This window comes from Fundicoccus sp. Sow4_H7 (assembly GCF_052115865.1).
GTDB lineage: Bacteria > Bacillota > Bacilli > Lactobacillales > Aerococcaceae > Fundicoccus_A.
Map to the genome: position 1 here is coordinate 1 of NZ_JBQKME010000016.1, position 17596 is coordinate 17596.

Here is a 17596-nt window from a genome sequence, read left to right on the forward strand (position 1 = left end):
TGGATGGCGAAAGTTATCGAATGAAACATAAAGAAAAAATATTTAAAAGTTAATCAACGAAAGTGTCCATTCTTATTTAGCGTTTCTGTCCATTTGTACTTGACGGTTACAACTTTCCTCAAAACTTTATATACCTGAAAATCAATTTCTAAAATTGTTTCTTTATTACCAATAACAAACGGGAAAAGAACCGCTCCTCCTTGAGTATATGGCTGTTTTGGTTTCAATGTAATTTCAAGTAAGAGTTTCACGTTATTATTACTCGTTTCTCTTACGACGTGTTTTTCTACAGGGCTTTCCCCATACCAGCTTCCCATTGACCTAATTATAAGTAAGAGTAGTTCACGATAATTACGATTTTTCTTAATATTATGATATACATCCAAATAGTCATCAAAAACATTATTATTAAATAGAGTATCTTGATGATTAATAAGATACTTGATTCTCAATAAGGTATTGAAAAAATCATCAAATCGATCTTCTTGAGATTTAAATGATTCAAAAATAATGCGAAACTTGTCTCTTTCAGAACCGAGTAATTTTAATACTTCAGAATAAGTATCTGTGGCATGGTAAAGTTGTATTGCTATCTCATCTATTTTTCTTGTTTGTGATTTTGCTGGATCAAACAAATTCATAATGTACAATAAAGATGATTTGCTCGCATTATCAAATAATAAAAATGGTAAATACGAGTCATATGAGGAGCGATCATCTCTTGGGTGACAAATTTCATAAAATAAATTAAATAAATCTCTTGTAGAAATAATTGCTTTATACTCAACTTCTGCTCTAATCAATAAATAAACAATAGCTCGTTGTATATCTTTTCTTAACATAAATTGATAATTATAATGTAAAATCGTTTCAATACCATTTTGATAATCATTACTATATGCAACATAAAATGGATTTTCTTTACTTACTGAAAATACTTTTTGTAATGCTTCTGCATAAAACTGACTATTTAAATTGTCATCAGTGTACTCGAAGTTGCTGTCTTCTCTAAATGAAATTAAATCGAAGACAGGGTGATGAATATTTTTCTTCTCATAATTACTAGTTATATTTGTTGCTTCTATGTATTCAACTAATTGATTAAATTTCTGTGTTACTTTCATATGCGATACTAAATTAGTTAAAACACCTAGATTAATCGCAATTATTAAACGTTTCTCAGTCTGTTCATAAAGTTTATCATCAGAAAACTCCTCAAGTAAATCTAACAATGTTTGAATCGATGTTTTTTGGGGTGAGTCTGTTTCTGTTGCATCATTGTGAATTATAATTCGATTATTTACAAATTCATTTTTATATTTTTTAGAAAACCTGGATAACAAATGACTCTTACCATCTCCAACATTACCCACAAGAAATAGTACCGATTTCTTTTTAGGAATAAGATGTTCAAATAATCTATCAATGAATCTTTCCTCAATGGGTCGATATATATGCATATACTCTTTAAATTCATCAAAATCATTTTCATTGATAATAGCATCTTTAGACTGTATTGAAAGTTTACTAAAAACTTCCTCTAATTCTGATTCTCCATTATTAGAACGCTTAATTCGGTGGTGTAAGTCTTCAAGTTCTTCATATTCATTTTCTGAAATAATATAATTTGACATTGTACGACTAACATTCAAAATTTTGTTGATTCGATCATATGAAGCTAGATTCTTTCGTTTTAAATTAAAAGCATTGACTGATAAATTATCCTTAGAAAAACTATTTTGATTTAATTTATATTTTTCTATTAACAATTGGTGTAACTCTTGTGCTAAATTTAAATATTTATTTTTATAATTTTCATTCATAATTATTGTTACTCCTTAAAACAAAGCTAGTATATTTTAAAATTATGCAATCGTTTTATTATTATTATATCATCTTATCTTATCATTTAAATATAGAAATATAGGAATCCCACAATTTTATACTATTTTGATTTTATTGAATTGCTAGTAGTTGTTAAATATGAGATCATTGAAGAAAAATAAAAGAGGTGTATTCATTGGAGTCTGAGGAAATTAATTTGTTATTGAAACGGCAAACGATAATTTTAGAAGAAGTAGATAATTTAATAAACGAATCAAAAGAGATTACAAAGAAACTATCTCAAATAAGTATGAATTCTATAAAAAACAACAGAGATACACACATAGAAAAAACAAGTACAAAAAATCAAATTAAAAATTTTCTTGAAGATAAAGGTTTTAACGTTTCTACAAAAACTATGTACGGAAATAAAATCACTATCGTTTCTAATAATGAAAAAGAATAAAAACAATTATTAAACAGAGCAAATACTATGATTCTTCGCCTTACCAAGCTTGGTTTACTATAAATTCTAATTCCCTCGATTTTATTGACATATTCATTTTTATTTACATTGATAATTCTGGTTCAGAAAAATCTTTAGTAATAGAAAACGATGTTATGGCTATACTATCTGAGTCTATCTCTAAAATGCCAGATGGTAGAATGAATATCAATCTAGTTCTAAAGGATGATAAGGTTATTGAGTATACATCAAAAATTAATTTAACAAATCATATTAATGATTTTAGTGTTTTTTAAAGTAACAGTTTATACTATTATTATCATTTACATTATTACAACCGAATATAGAGAGGTTATTTATGAAAAAAGAAATTTTTGTAGTTGGAGCTGTCATACAATCTAATGAGCTAATTCTTTGTGCTCAAAGAGGGCCAGATAAATCACTCCCTTTAATGTGGGAATTTCCTGGAGGAAAAATAGAATCGGGAGAAACTGCACGTCAAGCACTTGAAAGAGAAATTCAAGAAGAATTAAGATGCCAAATTGAAGTGTTGGATGAATTAACTACCACTCGTTATGAGTACGACTTTGGAATAGTTAATCTAACTACCTTCAATTGTAAGTTAATCAAAGGTGAACCTGTATTAACTGAACACAAAGCTGTTAAATGGTTACCGATCAGTGAACTCAATTCACTTGAATGGGCTCCTGCGGATATTCCAACCATTCATGTATTACAGAATATTTTATAAAGGTGTTGCCTATGTACAATTTGGTAAATAATACAACCGAACGTAATTTATTAGATGTATTAACGGATTCAATTGAAGATTGTAAAAGTTTTTATTTCAATGTTGCATTTGTTAGCTATTCAGGTGTTCAGCTTTTATTAGATAGTTTAAAAATTGCCAAAGATAAAGGAATTCCAGGAAAACTTATTACTGGAACATATTTGAACTTTACAGATCCTAAAGCCGTTCGACGTTTGATGGAATTCAATAATTTAGATATCCGTATTTTTCAAGCATCAGAAACCCAAGGTTTTCACCCGAAAGCTTATATATTTGAATATGAAACATATTTTAAAGTTATTATTGGGTCATCTAATTTAACAAACTATGCTTTGAAAAGTAATATTGAATGGAATTTACAAGTAATTGCAAAAGAAACGGATGATCAAAGTCATTTTCTAGAGTACTTAAAAGATAGTTTTAATACTATTTGGGACCAATGCCACCCAAATACATCTGAAATATTAGAAGACTACGGTGAATATTATACACAAGTCTACAAAAAAGATTTAATAGAAGAACCACAAGCTCGCCAAATATATACATTCCCACTGCCACCACGTTTGCGACCAAATTCGATGCAACTTAAAGCTGTAGATGCACTAGAATCCCTAAGAGAAAAAGGAGCAGAACGGGCATTAGCAGTTGCTGCAACGGGTACTGGAAAAACATATATGGCCGCATTTGATGTGAAAGAAGTAAAACCATACACCATGCTTTTCATTGTTCATCGTGCGTTAATCCTGAAAAAAGCACTGGAATCATTTCAAAAGATACTTAAGGTTCCTAGCGATAAGATTGGTCTTTTTACTGGAAATAATAAAGATTATGGAGCAAGTTATTTATTTTCAACGAATTTGTCTATGAGCAATAACCTGCATTTATTTAGTCCTGATGAATTTGATTACATCATCATTGATGAAGCGCATCATGCAACAAGTGCCACTTATCAAAAGATAATCAATTACTTTAAGCCAAGATTTCTATTGGGCATGACCGCAACTCCTGAGCGTTCAGATGATGGGAACGTTTATGATGTTTTTGATAATAATTTAGCAATTGATGTTCGACTTAGAGAAGCTTTAGGTGAAGGATTATTGGTGCCATTTCATTATTATGGTATTACTGATCAATCTGAAATTGATTTAAGTGACGACACTTTAACTCCAGATCAGATTGCCGAAAGGTTAAATGTAACAAGTCGAGTGGATTTTATTATTGACCGTATGAATTTTTATGGTTATGACGGTTACAAACTTAAATCTTTAGGCTTTTGTATTACAAAAAAACATGCTGAATTTATGGCGACTGAATTTAATAAACGAGGAATCTCTTCTACATATTTAACCGCTGAATCCTCTGAAGAAGAAAGACGAGTTGCGATTGATTTATTGGAAAATGATGACGAAAAATTGAGTGTCATTTTTACAGTCGATTTGTTTAATGAAGGTGTTGACATTCCAAGCGTGAACCAAGTATTAATGCTTCGTCCAACTGAGTCTCCTATTATTTTTACACAACAACTAGGACGAGGTCTTCGTAAGCATGAATCAAAAGGTTTTCTGACTGTACTGGATTTCATTGGAAACTACAGTAAATCATTCCTAATTGCGTTAGCACTCTATGGTTCGCGTTCAGTGAGTAAAAAAGAAATAACACATGCTGTTAAACATGATTTTCGTAGTATTCCCGGACCGTCAAATATTCGAATGGATAAGATTGCTAAAGAACAGATATTGAATCAGTTAGAGCGTGAAAACTTTTATTCATTGAATTATTTAAAAGAAGACTTTCAAAGTTTTAAAAATGCACTTGGAGGACGTACTCCATGGACTCTACAGGATTATTTAACTTTGGAAGGTGCTCCAGACCCTGTACTATTTTTCAGTAAATCAGTCACTTCAAACCGTTCTAATAACTATTATCAATTCCTTTCTATCGTTGAAAAAGGGAACGATAAAGTAAGCAAAATAATTTCAGATTGGCAATTTATGGAGATATACTCCACATATTCTGCATTATTGCCAATAAAAAGACCGCATGATTGGGCAATTTTAGAATTAGCTTTGGAACAGGAGATATTTACTTTTGAAGAGGCATTGGATAGAGTTTCGCAATATGTAGAAGGAGATCAGCAAGATTCTACTTTACATGCGCTGGAGACATTTGAATTAAAGTATGCTGATAGCAAGGAAATAAAAGGATTTAAAACGTTAGAGAAACAATACGATGCTTCTTATCGTTTTAATTCGATTCTACATAAGTATGTCAACCATCCAACTTTCAATCCTATATTAGCTGATTTAATCCACTATGGATTACTACGATATCAAATTGAACAAGGTCATACAAACTATGGTATGCCATTCTTAAAATTATATGGTGAGTATAGCCAACGTGAAGTTGGTTTGATGACTAATTTTAGAAATACACATTCATCATTTAGAGGTTCCACTCTACAAGAAAAGAAAGATGGAAATTCATACTTCTTATTTATTGATTTACATAAAGAAGAAGATATTGATGAAAGTATTAACTATAAAGATAAATTTATAAGTCCAGATCAGTTTCAATGGGAAAGTCCAAATGCTACTCGAGTTTCTTCAAAACGTGGTCAAGAGTTAACAAATAATGTAGAAAACGACATTATGATTCATTTGTTTGTTCGCAAATACAAAACTGTTAATAATGTCACCCAACGATACACTTATATTGGAACAGCTGATGCCATCAGTCATCAGAACGAAAAACCAATTGAGATTCAATATAAATTGCATCATAAGATGCCAATTGATTTGTATCAAGAATTTGAACCTGAGAAGGTTGTGTTTTGACAAACACACAATAGAAAATGATATTTAAACTAATGTATTCTGACAGTTAAAATATTTACTGAATCAATTAATGTTAGAAACATGATTACTTTATACTGACTTACTTTCACATCATTTATACGAAAAAATCCAAACTTTTAAATTATAGTGTTAAGATTCGGCTTAGGACAGTTCCACTATAATTTATAAAGTTTGGATTTTTGAAGTACTTACAATCCCTATACTAAATTTCTAAAATAGGGATTAAACACTAAAACTCATAATGAATAGACTCTTTGTATTCTTCAATCAAGTGCTGATTCAACGCATCCCCACCATCAAGATTTGCACTATAAAAGATTGGTGGTTTTTCCATTCCATTTTCTACCAACTTTCGAACGGTCTCAACGACGATCGAATTTAGAATGGTAGCTCCAATAACTGTTGACGTTGGAGCTACTTTTGTTTCAACGTTTGGAATTGATATAGCACCATCACCCACATCTCCATGATTATCTATAACAAAATCACAATATTCATAGAGATTTTTGCCAGATGAATGGCGTGAACTTACTGTTTTAGAATATGCTAAATTTGTAAGGCCGATAGTTTTCACCCCTAATTTTTGGGCTTCTATGGCCAATTCAATGGTCACTGGATTGCGACCTGAAACGGAATGTAAAATTAAAACGTCACCTGATTTAAAAGCTGTTTTTTCAGCTAATAACGTTCCATAACCTTCTAATCTTTCCATCCGAGATGTATGAGTAATGGGGCTAACATCAAGAACGACTGATTCTCCAAAAATCGGATTTATGGTCATTAAACCTCCAGCACGGTAATATAACTCTTGTGTTAGGATCCCTGCATGACTTGCGCCAAAAATATAAATAGAATTTTTCTCATCTATAGTTTTAGCTAAGAGGTCACTCACTTGATTCATAACATCTTTTTCTTCTATTTCAACTACTTCTAAAATATCTCTTATTCTATCGAAATATTCTAAATTCATAGTCCAATACCTGCTAATAAATCACCGATCCATTTAGCAATTGGCCCAAATAATGAGAAGTCATTCCCACCAAAAATTAACAACCAATCGCGAATTGTATCATTAAAGACAATAACTGAAATTCCCATTAAAACTACCATAACTAAGGAGGCTACAATGGTACCAATAATTGATCCTTTAAGTCCACCTTGTCCTTCACCAACAACAGCAGCTCCACCAATTTCAAAGAATGAAGTTATTACTAATGGAATTAATAGTACTCCAAAGATATTAAATGTGTTTGCAATAACAATCATAATGGTTGAAGTAATCATCGCAACAACAAATCCAATAATTACCGCATTTGGTTTATAGTTAAACAGAATTGGTACGTCAAATGCAGGAATTGCTCCAGGAATAAGTTTTTCTGAAATACCTTGGAAAGCTGGTACAATTTGATTGATTAATAAACGAACCCCATATAACATAACGAGTAATCCAGCACCAAATGTAATACCTTGTGTTACTGCATAGAAGAAGGTATTTTGCCCTTCTGGAACTACAATTGGTAAGAAGATTGCAATAACTAAATACATTAAAAATATAACTAAAGCACCCATAACAGATGTATTTCTAAAGAATGATAAGCTTTTTGGCACGTTTACATCTTCAGTTGATTTTCGTTTGTCACCAAACTGACGAGCAACTAATCCAGAAATAATACTTAGCATTCCAGTTGGATGTCCAATTAAAAATGACTCATCTTCAGTGACATCCCAAATAAATTTACGCATAATCCAAGGCATAAATGACCAATATAAAGCTGAGAATACAGCTCCAAAGATGATTAACGTTCCTCCTGTTAAGCCGGCTTCAACACCTGCTGCAACAAATATAAATGGGAACCACCAAAGCATGTGACCTGTTAAAAATATTGTTTTAACGGGTGTAAATCGCGCTATGAGTAGATGTAAAATTAATCCAAAGAACATCGCCAGACCAACTTCACCACCATGCATTTCTGTAAAAGCGACATCTGTTAGTGCATTACCGACTTCAGCTGCTTCAGTTAAACCTTGTTGAAAAGCTGTATTAATAGGCGAAATTGAACCAACAATAATCCCCACACCAGCATCAATAATGAACATTCCAAAAGCAGCACTCATGGCACCTTCTAAAATATTAGAAAAACTTTTCCGCTGTAAAAGTAAGCCTAGTGCAGCAATTAAACCTAGTAATATAGGTGGATTGCGAAGGATATTATCTGTAAAAAAATCTAATATATTCATAACATTAAACAATCCTTTCCATTAAATTATTTATTTTGTAAGAAGTCATCAATTGCTACGCCAACTTCCGCTTGATCCATATAACGTTTAATTGGATAAACTGGCACATTGGCTGAACTTTTTACTTCATCACTTAATTCTTGACTTGTGAAAATAGCATCAACATCACGAATTGCTTTTGCAGAACTTAAATCCGTATTTTCAACTGTACATTCTACACCACGTTCTTTACATACTTTCTCAATTGTCATTTTCAACACCATCGAAGAACCTACACCAAAACCACAAACTGCTAAAAATTTATACATACTATCCCTCCATATTTTCCAATATTTTATTTATTTCATTAATATTTCCATCAATAAATACCTTATAGATATCATCATCCATTAAAAGACTAGATAAATCTGCTAAGGCTTCTAAGTGTGAATTAGAATCTTCTGCAGCTAACACCAAGAAATTCTTGACTGGATTTCCTTTCAAATCAACAGCTTCCTCTAGTGTTAACAATGACATACCTTTTTTATGCACACTATTCCCTGCTTGAGCATGTGGTAAAGCAAAATAGTCTTTAAGTACAATATACGGCCCGTTATCGTGCACACTCTTAATCATTGCATCGACATATTCTTCTTCTATATAATCTTCATTTAGTAAAGGTTGACTTGCTAAATGAATTGCTTCCTCCCAATTTTCGACTGATTGTTTATGCTGCATTCTACTCTTTGGTAACAATTCTCGAATAATTTTAATCTTCTCCTTCCATTCTCAATATACTCTTGAATTCTTCTTTACTTTCACTTTGTAAAAGTGCTTGTAATTTATTGTTATTATTGACTAAATTAAAAATACTTTTCATTATATTAATATGTGTATATGAATCGATTGGGGCTAAACAAAATATAATTTTTATTGGATCATAGCTTTCGTGACCAAATTTTATTGGGTCAACTAATTTCGAAACACTTAAGCCCAGTTGATTGACTCCATTTGTTGGACGGGAGTGAGCTAAAGCTATATTTGACGCAATAACAATATATGGCCCATTGACTTTAACTGCTGTCAGCATGCTATCAACATAATGACTACTCACAAATCTTTCTTCTAAAAGCGGGTTAGCTGTTTTTCTTATAGCATCCCTCCAATCCTTAGCTTTTAAGTTAAATAATACATTTTCTTCTCTTAAGACATCTCTTAAACTTGGTAAGGTTCGCTCAGGATCTAATTCCAAATTGTTCTTTTTAAAGATTTCTGTTAAATCTTGATAGGTAGATTCGTTGATTTGTCCTTTACTTTGACGGATCAATTGTATAATGTCATTAAAAAGTTCATGATTGTGTTGTTTAGACTCGTTGCTTTCAATTTGCCTTTTGAGATTGTCATGGTCTTCTAGAAACTTCTGAATTTTTCCATTGTTTTCTCTAATTAATACGGAGTCTATAATTAATAAAGGAATGGAATCTAAATGTAAATTAACTGTAGAAAACGCAATGTCTACATCTAGCTTATTAATCAGTGATATTTCATTAGTCGATAAAGTAGCAATGACTTTTATATTAAAATTTTCTTCCAACATATGTGCAATTAACTGACTGGTTGCTTTACCATAATTGCAAAAGACTACTGCATAAAAAACAAATGTATTTTTTTGACGGTTTTTACTTAAGCTGACCAAGAAATAGATAGCTAAGTAAGCAATTTCATCATCAGTCATTTTATTGAAATGGTTATCTTCATGACCTTCAAAGGATTGAATTGAATTAAATAACTTTTCATTATTTCCTTTGATTTCATCAGTTAATGGGTTCACAATTTGTATGTTATTTTCTACGCGATTAATTAATTTGATAATATGCTTAAATAATCCTGCAAACAATTCATCTTTTCGATCAAATTCAATGTTCATTTTAGTTTGAACAAACTCGATTAAGTCTAAGGTAAGGATTTGCCCTTTAGACCAATTGGATGATTCATTTAAGGATTCTGAATCAAGGGTTTCGCTGATCAATTTGATATAGTGTTTCTCAGCTGTACTAAGGGTGATATCAAATTGTTTTGCAATCTTTCCACACAGTTCATCAAGCTTAACATCTATTCGTTCATCATCATTGAATTCACTTTGTAATTGATAGCCATTTTTAATTCGGTATACCCAAATCAATAGATATAAGATGGTTTGATTTTTATACATCATATCATTTTCACTCATGATGGATTGACTATATATTTCATTCATTTTTTCAAAGGATTCAAAAGGAATATATTTGAATAAGATTTTTCTTTCAGCAGTCTGATTTTTAAAATCATTAAATATATCAACAACACCGATGATTTTATTGATTACATTAAAAACCATTACCCGTATGGCTCTTTCATCGCCTAGAATCTCAATGTATTTGTTACTAGGGTTGTTCAAAGACAAATGATATTTTTCAAGTATTTCTCTTACTACTTTTAAATCGCCATCCATAGTTGATTTAGATACTTGGAATTCTTCTTGCTTATTGTAAATATACTCCACTTTCCCAAATGTAAATGATAAGATGAGATCTAATATTCTTAATTGACTATTAGAGTAGTAATCGATGCTGCTATTAAGGTTTTCAAGTTTTCTAATTTCATCGTTACTAAAATTTACAACAATTCTACTCCTGTTTATTTGAAGCGCTTCCATATCGTTTTTAAGCAAATATTCGTTGATTGACTTTATATCGGAACGAATGGTTCGCTCTGTCACTGAGAATCTTTGGGCTATTTCGCTAATTGTAATTGAATAATTTTGTTGGTTAATCAAAATTTGAAGTATTTCAAGCCATCGACTTTTCATGTTATCACCTACTTTTAGTTTAGTGTATCAATTAATTCAACACAAGTATATATAATTTCATAGTTTGTGTGAAAAAACACCGTAAAAAAGCAACAGCTCTTCTACGGTGGTGTTGTGATATTTATTTAAAAGATTAGTTATATGGGTTGTAGTCTTCTGGAAGTTCTACGCCTTCGGCTGCGACGATTTCGATATCGCCATCAATGATGTTGTCACCTGCAAAGACTAATTCGCCATCTCCTGCTTTGGTTAAGCCACCATCACCGCTAATGTTGTTTCTGAAAACATCCGATTCACCTAATGTTTCTGTCACAGAATCGAGTGTTACTGTTACGTCTTCTGGGAAAGCACCATAGCCACTAACAGCATCGAAAAAGTTTGTCATCCTCAGCCTTCTTAGTCGTCCAAGATTGGGTAACCTGAATCGATTGCGGTTGTTTGTAAAACTAGGCGTCGTTCTTCGTCACTCATGTAAGGGAAATGTCTTTCTAATAAGACTTCTGATCCATTTGACACGTGAACTTCTTGACCTGCTTCACCTGTTTGCACAAAAGCATAAGTCATTCTATCTAAATATAACTGGCGATCTGCTTGGTATTGCTTTGGATTCGCATCATAAATGCTATGGTTTAAGTCAACGTCATTAGCTGTAGTTAGAGCATCCCCTGTTTCGATCGCTGATTCTTTAACGCCATCAGCTTCGTCCCTACAAAGTACTGAAGAAACAATCGTTGTCGCAGTCATGCGTCCACCCAGATACATCAATACCGCCGAAGTAATGCCTACAATAATTAGCCACAATAGTAAAAGTTTTTTCGAATTTATTCGCTACCATTTAATTGAGCAAACCAATAATGGATCATTGCAGAGATATTTATTTTGTTGTTGATGAACAAGCGGATAAGAATGGTGAGCAAGACGCCGAAAACGAACAGAAAGGTTCCAATGAGTTTGGATAAGTGAAGTTTTAACATGCTATTGCTCTTTAGCATTTTGTAGTTTTTTGTTTTGAAGTACGTTATACTTTGTTTAAATGAATCGGAGTTGTTTGAGAAGAAAAAGTCAATAATAGGAGGAATTTTCGTGCAAAAATTACAGTTTTCGGATGTGACTGCGGAACAAGTCGTTGATATTCGTAACCAGCTAGCTTTTCAAAACGGTCACCTTGATGGGGCTTTGAATTTAATTCCAAGGCATTTTAACCAATTTCTTTCAACTTATGTTGGTGACGAGGCGGTCGTTGTTGTGACGGATGATGCGGACGCATTGGATGAGTTGGATTCTAATGAGCAAATTAGGGGATATTTATTAGCGGAAGAAATCCCTGCGGAGGTATTGGTTCAGTTACAAACAATTTCTGCGGCTGATTTACTCCAATCGGATGATGAGTTTGTTTTGTTAGATGTTCGCAGACCTGAAGATATTACCCGCCCTGCTCCTGAGAAGAACTTGGTGAGCATTCCGTTTGCTGAGTTGCCAGGGCGTTTAGCGGAAATTGATCAAGCGTTGCCAATTTACACCCTGTGCGGTACGGGCAACAGCGCGACAGCAGTGGCTTCCTATTTGGTGAAGCATGGTTTTCGTGCCAAAGTGGTTGAAGGTGGTATGAAGGCAGTTCAAGAAGAACAGTCGAAGTAATTTGAAGAGAGTTAAAGCGACTAGGGGTCAATTCCTAGTCGCTCTTTTTGTATTTAGTCATCAAAATGAAAAACTTTACCGCTTCGTTCATATAGAATATCGTCAACGTTTAGGCGATGATTGGCAACGCGTGCGACGGTGAAAAAGTAGTCAGACAAACGATTGATAAAAATTTGCACATGCGGATTAGCATCTGCTTCTTGGCGGTTTGTTTCAAAAGTATTGTCAGCTTTGCTGGCTTCCAGATACTGATTAAACGTGACGATGGCTCGTTCTGCGCGGCGTGTGATCGTCCGACACACATGCAGTTCGCTCGCCAGTCGACTACCACCTGGCAATATGAATGATTCGAGTGGTTTCGGCTCATCTGCATAGGCATCAATCCGGCCTTCGAGCCATTTGCTCTGCGCTTGTGTCATGCGATAGGGATATTTATTTGTATTGGACGTCGCCAAGTCGTTTCCGCAATCAAATAAATACTGCTGAATCTGCTGCAGCTCGGCGGTCAATTCCGGCCAAGCTTCGGTCGAACTCGCTGCCAGACCGACAAAGGAATTGAGCTCGTCGATGGTCCCATAAGCCTCCACGCGAACCGAATTCTTCGTCACCGTATAATTCCCGTTAATTTTCGTTTGTCCCTTGTCGCCCACACCAGTGTATATTTTCATCTCATTCGCTCCTTTAAAGTGATTCTTATTTATTATACTAAAAGTTTTGGGAGTGGTGGGATTTTGATAGAATTTTGCGGAACGAGTGATATATTTATCACTCGTTTGGGTTTCGAGTCATATTTATAGCACTCGTTTAGGTTTCGAGTCATATTTATAGCACTCGTTTAGGTTTCGAGTGATATTTATAGCACTCGTTTGGATGTCGAGTCATATATTTATCACTCGTTTGGATGTCGAGTCATATTTATATCACTCGTTTAGGTTTCGAGTCATATTTATAGCACTCGTTTGGATGTCAAGTCATATTTATATCACTCGTTTGGATTTCAAGTCATATATTTATCACTCGTTTGGATTTCAAGTCATATATTTATCACTCGTTTGGATGTCGAGTCATATTTATAGCACTCGTTTGGGTTTCGAGTCATATTTATATCACTCGTTTGGGTTTCGAGTCATATTTATATCACTCGTTTTCAATTCAAAGGTAACTTTCTATCCTGGTTTGCATAATAAAGATAACATTATTTAAAACAAAAACAAAAAAGCTCCACTAAGTCGCATCAATACGACCTCGTAGAGCTCTACAAAGCTAATTATTCGTCACCCATTTTTCAGCTGTATAAACGCCTTCGGTTTCTTTAATTGAATCCGACATATACAAGCTATTTGTTTCCGTATCAAAAGCGTATATTAAGGCGTTATTTATTAGAACAGCATAATCTGCGATAGCATCGCCAGTTAAATCGACTTGTTCTGGAGTGAGGGCACTCACAGTGGTGTCACGCGGAAAACTAGCGTTTGTGCCCAAGTTCATCGCCAACACTTTTTGTAAAAAGCTATTAAATGAATCGAATTCCATTTTAAAGTCATTGTGATCAACGAGGTCATTATCAAAACTGTATTGTAGCATCTCGTACACACGTTGCTCGACTAAAAAAGCATCCACTTCTTCAGATGTCTCAACCTTCTCCATCGGCACCACGAGAGTTTCAGCATCTTGCAAGCCAATCAAATGATTCACATCCACAACAACCTCTTCATCCACCGCATAAACACCGACGCTTTGGTAAACACGGGCATTTTGATAATTTTCACGCAGATCGTAAGCCAGTGACTTATAGGGATACAAGCGGTCAGGGTTACCTTCTTCATCAAGTAACACGACCGGTGAATTTGTCCGCCCTAGTAAACCAGAAGTTAAGCCGCCATCCCCTTCGCGCAGGGCAGCAGTCAGAACGACTAAATCTTGATAAATCGCATCCCGTTCTAAAACATTACCATCAGCATCTCCATAAAAACGAAGCCCCGTCGCTTCAGGCGCGTTTATAAAATAATAAACTAAATTAAAAATACCATCGTCGTTAATGTTTAAAATAATTTTTACATCCACATCTAATTCTTCCAAAGTAACTTGTGTCGTATACAATCCAACATGGTCAGCTGTTTCTTCTGGTGCAACATACTTGCTATCGTCCGAATTTAAAATGTTAGCTGGGATAAAATTCGCATCATTGGTCCCGTGTGTGTGGTGATCATCGGCAGAAAATGAATCCACCTTTTCATGATTGTGGTCTTCGCCGTCATGAGCAGCGATATTTATTGGGGTGAGGGTTGTTAACAGCAAAAGGCTGAGTAAAAGTTTGAGTGTTTTGCGCATATTAAATCCTTTCCTAGTTTGGCTGGATGCCAGAAAATTGATAAATAACGCCGTCCTGGTCAACTAACGTCCCGTCAACTTCCTCCAAAGTAAATAATACTTCTTCAAACAATTGAATGTGCCACGCTTCGTCGACTTTTGAAACAAGAGGACTGGCAATCGTATAATAAGAAAAACCGTCTTTTTCCGTATAATAAATACCTGGAATCCGATTATTAATCAAGTTTAGTACATCGTTTTGTGACATGTCAGGCGTAATCATGGCTGTGATTTCCTCATAAGTAGCCTGCAAATCGTAAGGCAAATCGCCATTTTCAATGTACAATTGACGGACACCTTCGGTATAACGCATCAAATCCGGATGGGGGAAATCATGAAAATCCGCCAAATGATCCACTCGATTATGCCCCTCCAAATCAACCGCATCATCTACATATATCACCAACTGATTTTGCTTAAACAACAGGCCGTTAATGGCATAATCGTCCGGAGCCGCAAAATACCCGTCAAATGGCAAGCTGTCAATCGACTGACGATCCGTTTGAGCTTCTACTGCCATAGGAAAAACACTAAAAACCACCATCAAACAAATAAATATCGCTTTTTTCATCACATACTCCTCGATAAAATTGAAGAAAAAGTGCAGCGTTAATCAGATAACGCTGCACTTTGGGCTTTTGATTAAAGTTCTGAATTATTCTGCGCTTTCAGTCGATTCTTCAGATGTAGCTTCTTCTGTTGCTTCTTCTTCGACAACTTCTTCCTCACCAGTGAATTTACCCGTCACTTGGATGCGGTCAACTGCTGTTTCGCCACCTTCGTATAAGCCCATTGCAGCTAATAATTTGTAAGCAACGTCAACGTTTTCGAAGTTACCTTCAAACATTGCAGCGCCAGCACCAATAGCATATACAGGGACACGTTCAGGTGAGTGGTCAACTGTTGTAAATGCTAAACCAGCTTTACGCGCTAATAAACGAGCTGAAGCAATTGAAATTGGTAAATAAGAGAAATATCCTTTGGCTAAATCAGCTTGTGACGCACTACGCTCTTCTCTTGGTAATTTAGATTGATCAAATGCATAACGTAATTCTTCTAATTCGTAAGGTGTTACTAACATTAAATCTGTTTCTTCCGCTTCACGTTCAGCCGCTTCTGCTCTGGTTAAAACTTCTTCAGTTGCTTCGAAATCAAAGATAAAACCAAAGTTTTCAGATAGAACTGGAGCAAAATCTTCAAACGTCATTTCTGGATTAGCTTCTAATTCACTTGCAAAAATTCTGTCAAATACTTCTTGAGAAACTTTTTGGTTATCCAATAAGTGGAAGTAGCTATTGTAGCCAGTTTCTGAGTTACCGATAGTGAACCCACCTGTTGGGTGATCCGCAGTTACAACGATTAACGTATCTTCTGGATTTTCATAATAGAAGTCTACCGCAACTTGGATCGCATTTTGGAAGTCGATGACTTCTTTAACCGCTGTTGCTCCATCGTTAGCATGCTCAGACCAGTCAATTTTACCTGATTCAGTCATCATGAAGAAACCTTCTTCATTGGTGCTTAATACTTCAATCCCTTTAGCAACCATATCAGCTAGGTCTGGTTCACCTTCTGCACGGTCAATCGCATATTTCATAGAAGTTCCGTCTACTGACAGGGCTTCTTCAACTGGAGCATAAACTTTACCTGATTCCGCCGTAATAGCATCGAACTCTTCTTGTGAATCAGCAACAATATAACCATTTGCTTCCATTAATTCATATAAATCCGTTTGCGAACCATCACCAGTACGTCCACCTAATGAACCACCCGCGAAGTAGTCAAAGTTTGATAATGCCATTTGCTCTCCAATTTCATAATAGTTGTTACGGTGCTCAACGTTTGAGTAGAAAGCAGCTGGCGTTGCGTGGTTTAACGTAACAGTCGATAAGATACCAACTGATTTACCTGCCGTTTGTGCTTTTTCAGCAACAGATTCTGTTTGTTCTGTAAATCCTGGTGTTAAACCAATTACGTTTGAATCAATTTTAACCCCATTACCAAATGCAGTAGCTGTAGCTGCTGAGTCTGGCACATAGTGGTCAGCGTCTGTTGGGTTTTGTAAACCAATTACTGGGAATTGAGAGAAGTTTAAAGGTTGAGCTTGTGCTGTCCCATTACCTGCATTTCCATTGTCTGGTCCTAAGTAGTATTCTGCCGCAGATACAGGGATGTTACCCATTCCGTCACCGATGAATAAGAATACATATTTCGCTTGGTTTTCGTTCACTAAGCTTAAGTCTTCAGTTAAAGGACGACCTTCTTCCAAAGTAGCAACAGGTAATTCCGCCCATTGTCCTTCTTCTTGAACAGCTAAAGCAACTGTAGGTGTTACGACTGATAGTAAAGCAGAGGCACATAGCGTCAGTAAAAGAGATTTTTTCATTTTACATAAACTCCCTATCCATTTTTATTATAATATGCTTGCCATATTATAAATGAATTTTATCAAACGATTTTTGATTTTATGTAAATTTATCCCCGTATTTGTAAATTCTAGGTATTATTATTGTAAAATTTACGTAAATTGTATAATAAATATCTCTGTGAAAAACGCAGTGATATTTATTCAAAAAAACCCCCATGCC

At 34.5% G+C, this 17596-nt stretch carries 16 protein-coding genes; 4 read left to right on the forward strand and 12 right to left on the reverse strand.

What is annotated here, in order from left to right; all coding sequences use genetic code 11:
- Nucleotides 1-53 precede the first annotated feature (53 nt).
- On the reverse strand, nucleotides 54-1823 hold the full coding sequence (dptF, locus tag ACTQ54_RS11420) for a DNA phosphorothioation-dependent restriction protein DptF (RefSeq protein WP_441756993.1): 1770 nt from the start codon (nucleotides 1821-1823) through the stop codon (nucleotides 54-56).
- A 197-nt stretch (nucleotides 1824-2020) separates the two neighbouring features.
- Here dptF and ACTQ54_RS11425 point away from each other — a divergent pair, with 197 nt between their 5' ends.
- The 3 genes from ACTQ54_RS11425 to ACTQ54_RS11435 all read left to right on the forward strand — a co-directional run bounded on the left by ACTQ54_RS11425 (nucleotide 2021) and on the right by ACTQ54_RS11435 (nucleotide 5914).
- A complete protein-coding gene (locus ACTQ54_RS11425; RefSeq protein WP_441756995.1) occupies nucleotides 2021-2290 on the forward strand; it encodes a hypothetical protein in 270 nt (89 codons plus the stop codon).
- Between the two features lie 358 nt (nucleotides 2291-2648).
- Nucleotides 2649-3041: a (deoxy)nucleoside triphosphate pyrophosphohydrolase gene (locus ACTQ54_RS11430; protein ID WP_441756997.1), complete on the forward strand. Its 393-nt coding sequence runs from the start codon at nucleotides 2649-2651 to the stop codon at nucleotides 3039-3041.
- Nucleotides 3042-3052: 11 nt separating this feature from the next.
- Entirely contained in the window at nucleotides 3053-5914 is a 2862-nt protein-coding gene (locus tag ACTQ54_RS11435; protein WP_441756999.1) for a DEAD/DEAH box helicase, read from the forward strand.
- A gap of 250 nt (nucleotides 5915-6164) precedes the next feature.
- On the opposite strand, the gene ACTQ54_RS11440 is transcribed toward ACTQ54_RS11435, so the two are convergent.
- The 7 genes from ACTQ54_RS11440 to ACTQ54_RS11470 all read right to left on the reverse strand — a co-directional run bounded on the left by ACTQ54_RS11440 (nucleotide 6165) and on the right by ACTQ54_RS11470 (nucleotide 11744).
- Complete coding sequence (locus ACTQ54_RS11440) at nucleotides 6165-6905, reverse strand: sugar isomerase domain-containing protein (RefSeq protein ID WP_441757001.1); 741 nt, start codon at nucleotides 6903-6905, stop codon at nucleotides 6165-6167.
- Nucleotides 6902-8173 carry a PTS ascorbate transporter subunit IIC gene (locus ACTQ54_RS11445; protein ID WP_441757003.1) on the reverse strand — a complete coding sequence of 424 codons (1272 nt, stop codon included), beginning with the start codon at nucleotides 8171-8173 and terminating at the stop codon, nucleotides 6902-6904. Before ACTQ54_RS11445 ends, ACTQ54_RS11440 begins: the two co-directional genes overlap by 4 nt.
- A gap of 26 nt (nucleotides 8174-8199) precedes the next feature.
- Nucleotides 8200-8481, reverse strand: a complete 282-nt coding sequence (locus ACTQ54_RS11450; RefSeq protein ID WP_441757005.1) for a PTS sugar transporter subunit IIB — start codon at nucleotides 8479-8481, stop codon at nucleotides 8200-8202.
- Between the two features lies 1 nt (nucleotide 8482).
- The gene (locus tag ACTQ54_RS11455; protein WP_441757007.1) at nucleotides 8483-8908 is read right to left on the reverse strand and encodes a PTS sugar transporter subunit IIA; all 426 of its coding nucleotides are present in this window, start codon (nucleotides 8906-8908) and stop codon (nucleotides 8483-8485) included.
- A gap of 13 nt (nucleotides 8909-8921) precedes the next feature.
- Nucleotides 8922-11000 carry a BglG family transcription antiterminator gene (locus ACTQ54_RS11460; RefSeq protein WP_441757009.1) on the reverse strand — a complete coding sequence of 693 codons (2079 nt, stop codon included), beginning with the start codon at nucleotides 10998-11000 and terminating at the stop codon, nucleotides 8922-8924.
- A 133-nt stretch (nucleotides 11001-11133) separates the two neighbouring features.
- Nucleotides 11134-11385: a hypothetical protein gene (locus ACTQ54_RS11465; RefSeq protein WP_441757011.1), complete on the reverse strand. Its 252-nt coding sequence runs from the start codon at nucleotides 11383-11385 to the stop codon at nucleotides 11134-11136.
- Nucleotides 11386-11396: 11 nt separating this feature from the next.
- Nucleotides 11397-11744: a hypothetical protein gene (locus ACTQ54_RS11470; protein WP_441757012.1), complete on the reverse strand. Its 348-nt coding sequence runs from the start codon at nucleotides 11742-11744 to the stop codon at nucleotides 11397-11399.
- Nucleotides 11745-12083: 339 nt separating this feature from the next.
- Here ACTQ54_RS11470 and ACTQ54_RS11475 point away from each other — a divergent pair, with 339 nt between their 5' ends.
- Nucleotides 12084-12638: a rhodanese-like domain-containing protein gene (locus tag ACTQ54_RS11475; RefSeq protein WP_441757014.1), complete on the forward strand. Its 555-nt coding sequence runs from the start codon at nucleotides 12084-12086 to the stop codon at nucleotides 12636-12638.
- 53 nt (nucleotides 12639-12691) lie between these two features.
- On the opposite strand, the gene ACTQ54_RS11480 is transcribed toward ACTQ54_RS11475, so the two are convergent.
- The 4 genes from ACTQ54_RS11480 to ACTQ54_RS11495 all read right to left on the reverse strand — a co-directional run bounded on the left by ACTQ54_RS11480 (nucleotide 12692) and on the right by ACTQ54_RS11495 (nucleotide 17394).
- On the reverse strand, nucleotides 12692-13306 hold the full coding sequence (locus ACTQ54_RS11480; protein ID WP_441757016.1) for a cob(I)yrinic acid a,c-diamide adenosyltransferase: 615 nt from the start codon (nucleotides 13304-13306) through the stop codon (nucleotides 12692-12694).
- A 595-nt stretch (nucleotides 13307-13901) separates the two neighbouring features.
- Nucleotides 13902-14969 carry a hypothetical protein gene (locus tag ACTQ54_RS11485; RefSeq protein WP_441757018.1) on the reverse strand — a complete coding sequence of 356 codons (1068 nt, stop codon included), beginning with the start codon at nucleotides 14967-14969 and terminating at the stop codon, nucleotides 13902-13904.
- Nucleotides 14970-14982: 13 nt separating this feature from the next.
- Nucleotides 14983-15579, reverse strand: coding sequence for a hypothetical protein (locus ACTQ54_RS11490; protein ID WP_441757019.1), 597 nt, complete (start codon nucleotides 15577-15579; stop codon nucleotides 14983-14985).
- An 84-nt stretch (nucleotides 15580-15663) separates the two neighbouring features.
- A complete protein-coding gene (locus ACTQ54_RS11495) occupies nucleotides 15664-17394 on the reverse strand; it encodes an alkaline phosphatase (RefSeq protein ID WP_441757021.1) in 1731 nt (576 codons plus the stop codon).
- Nucleotides 17395-17596 lie beyond the last annotated feature (202 nt).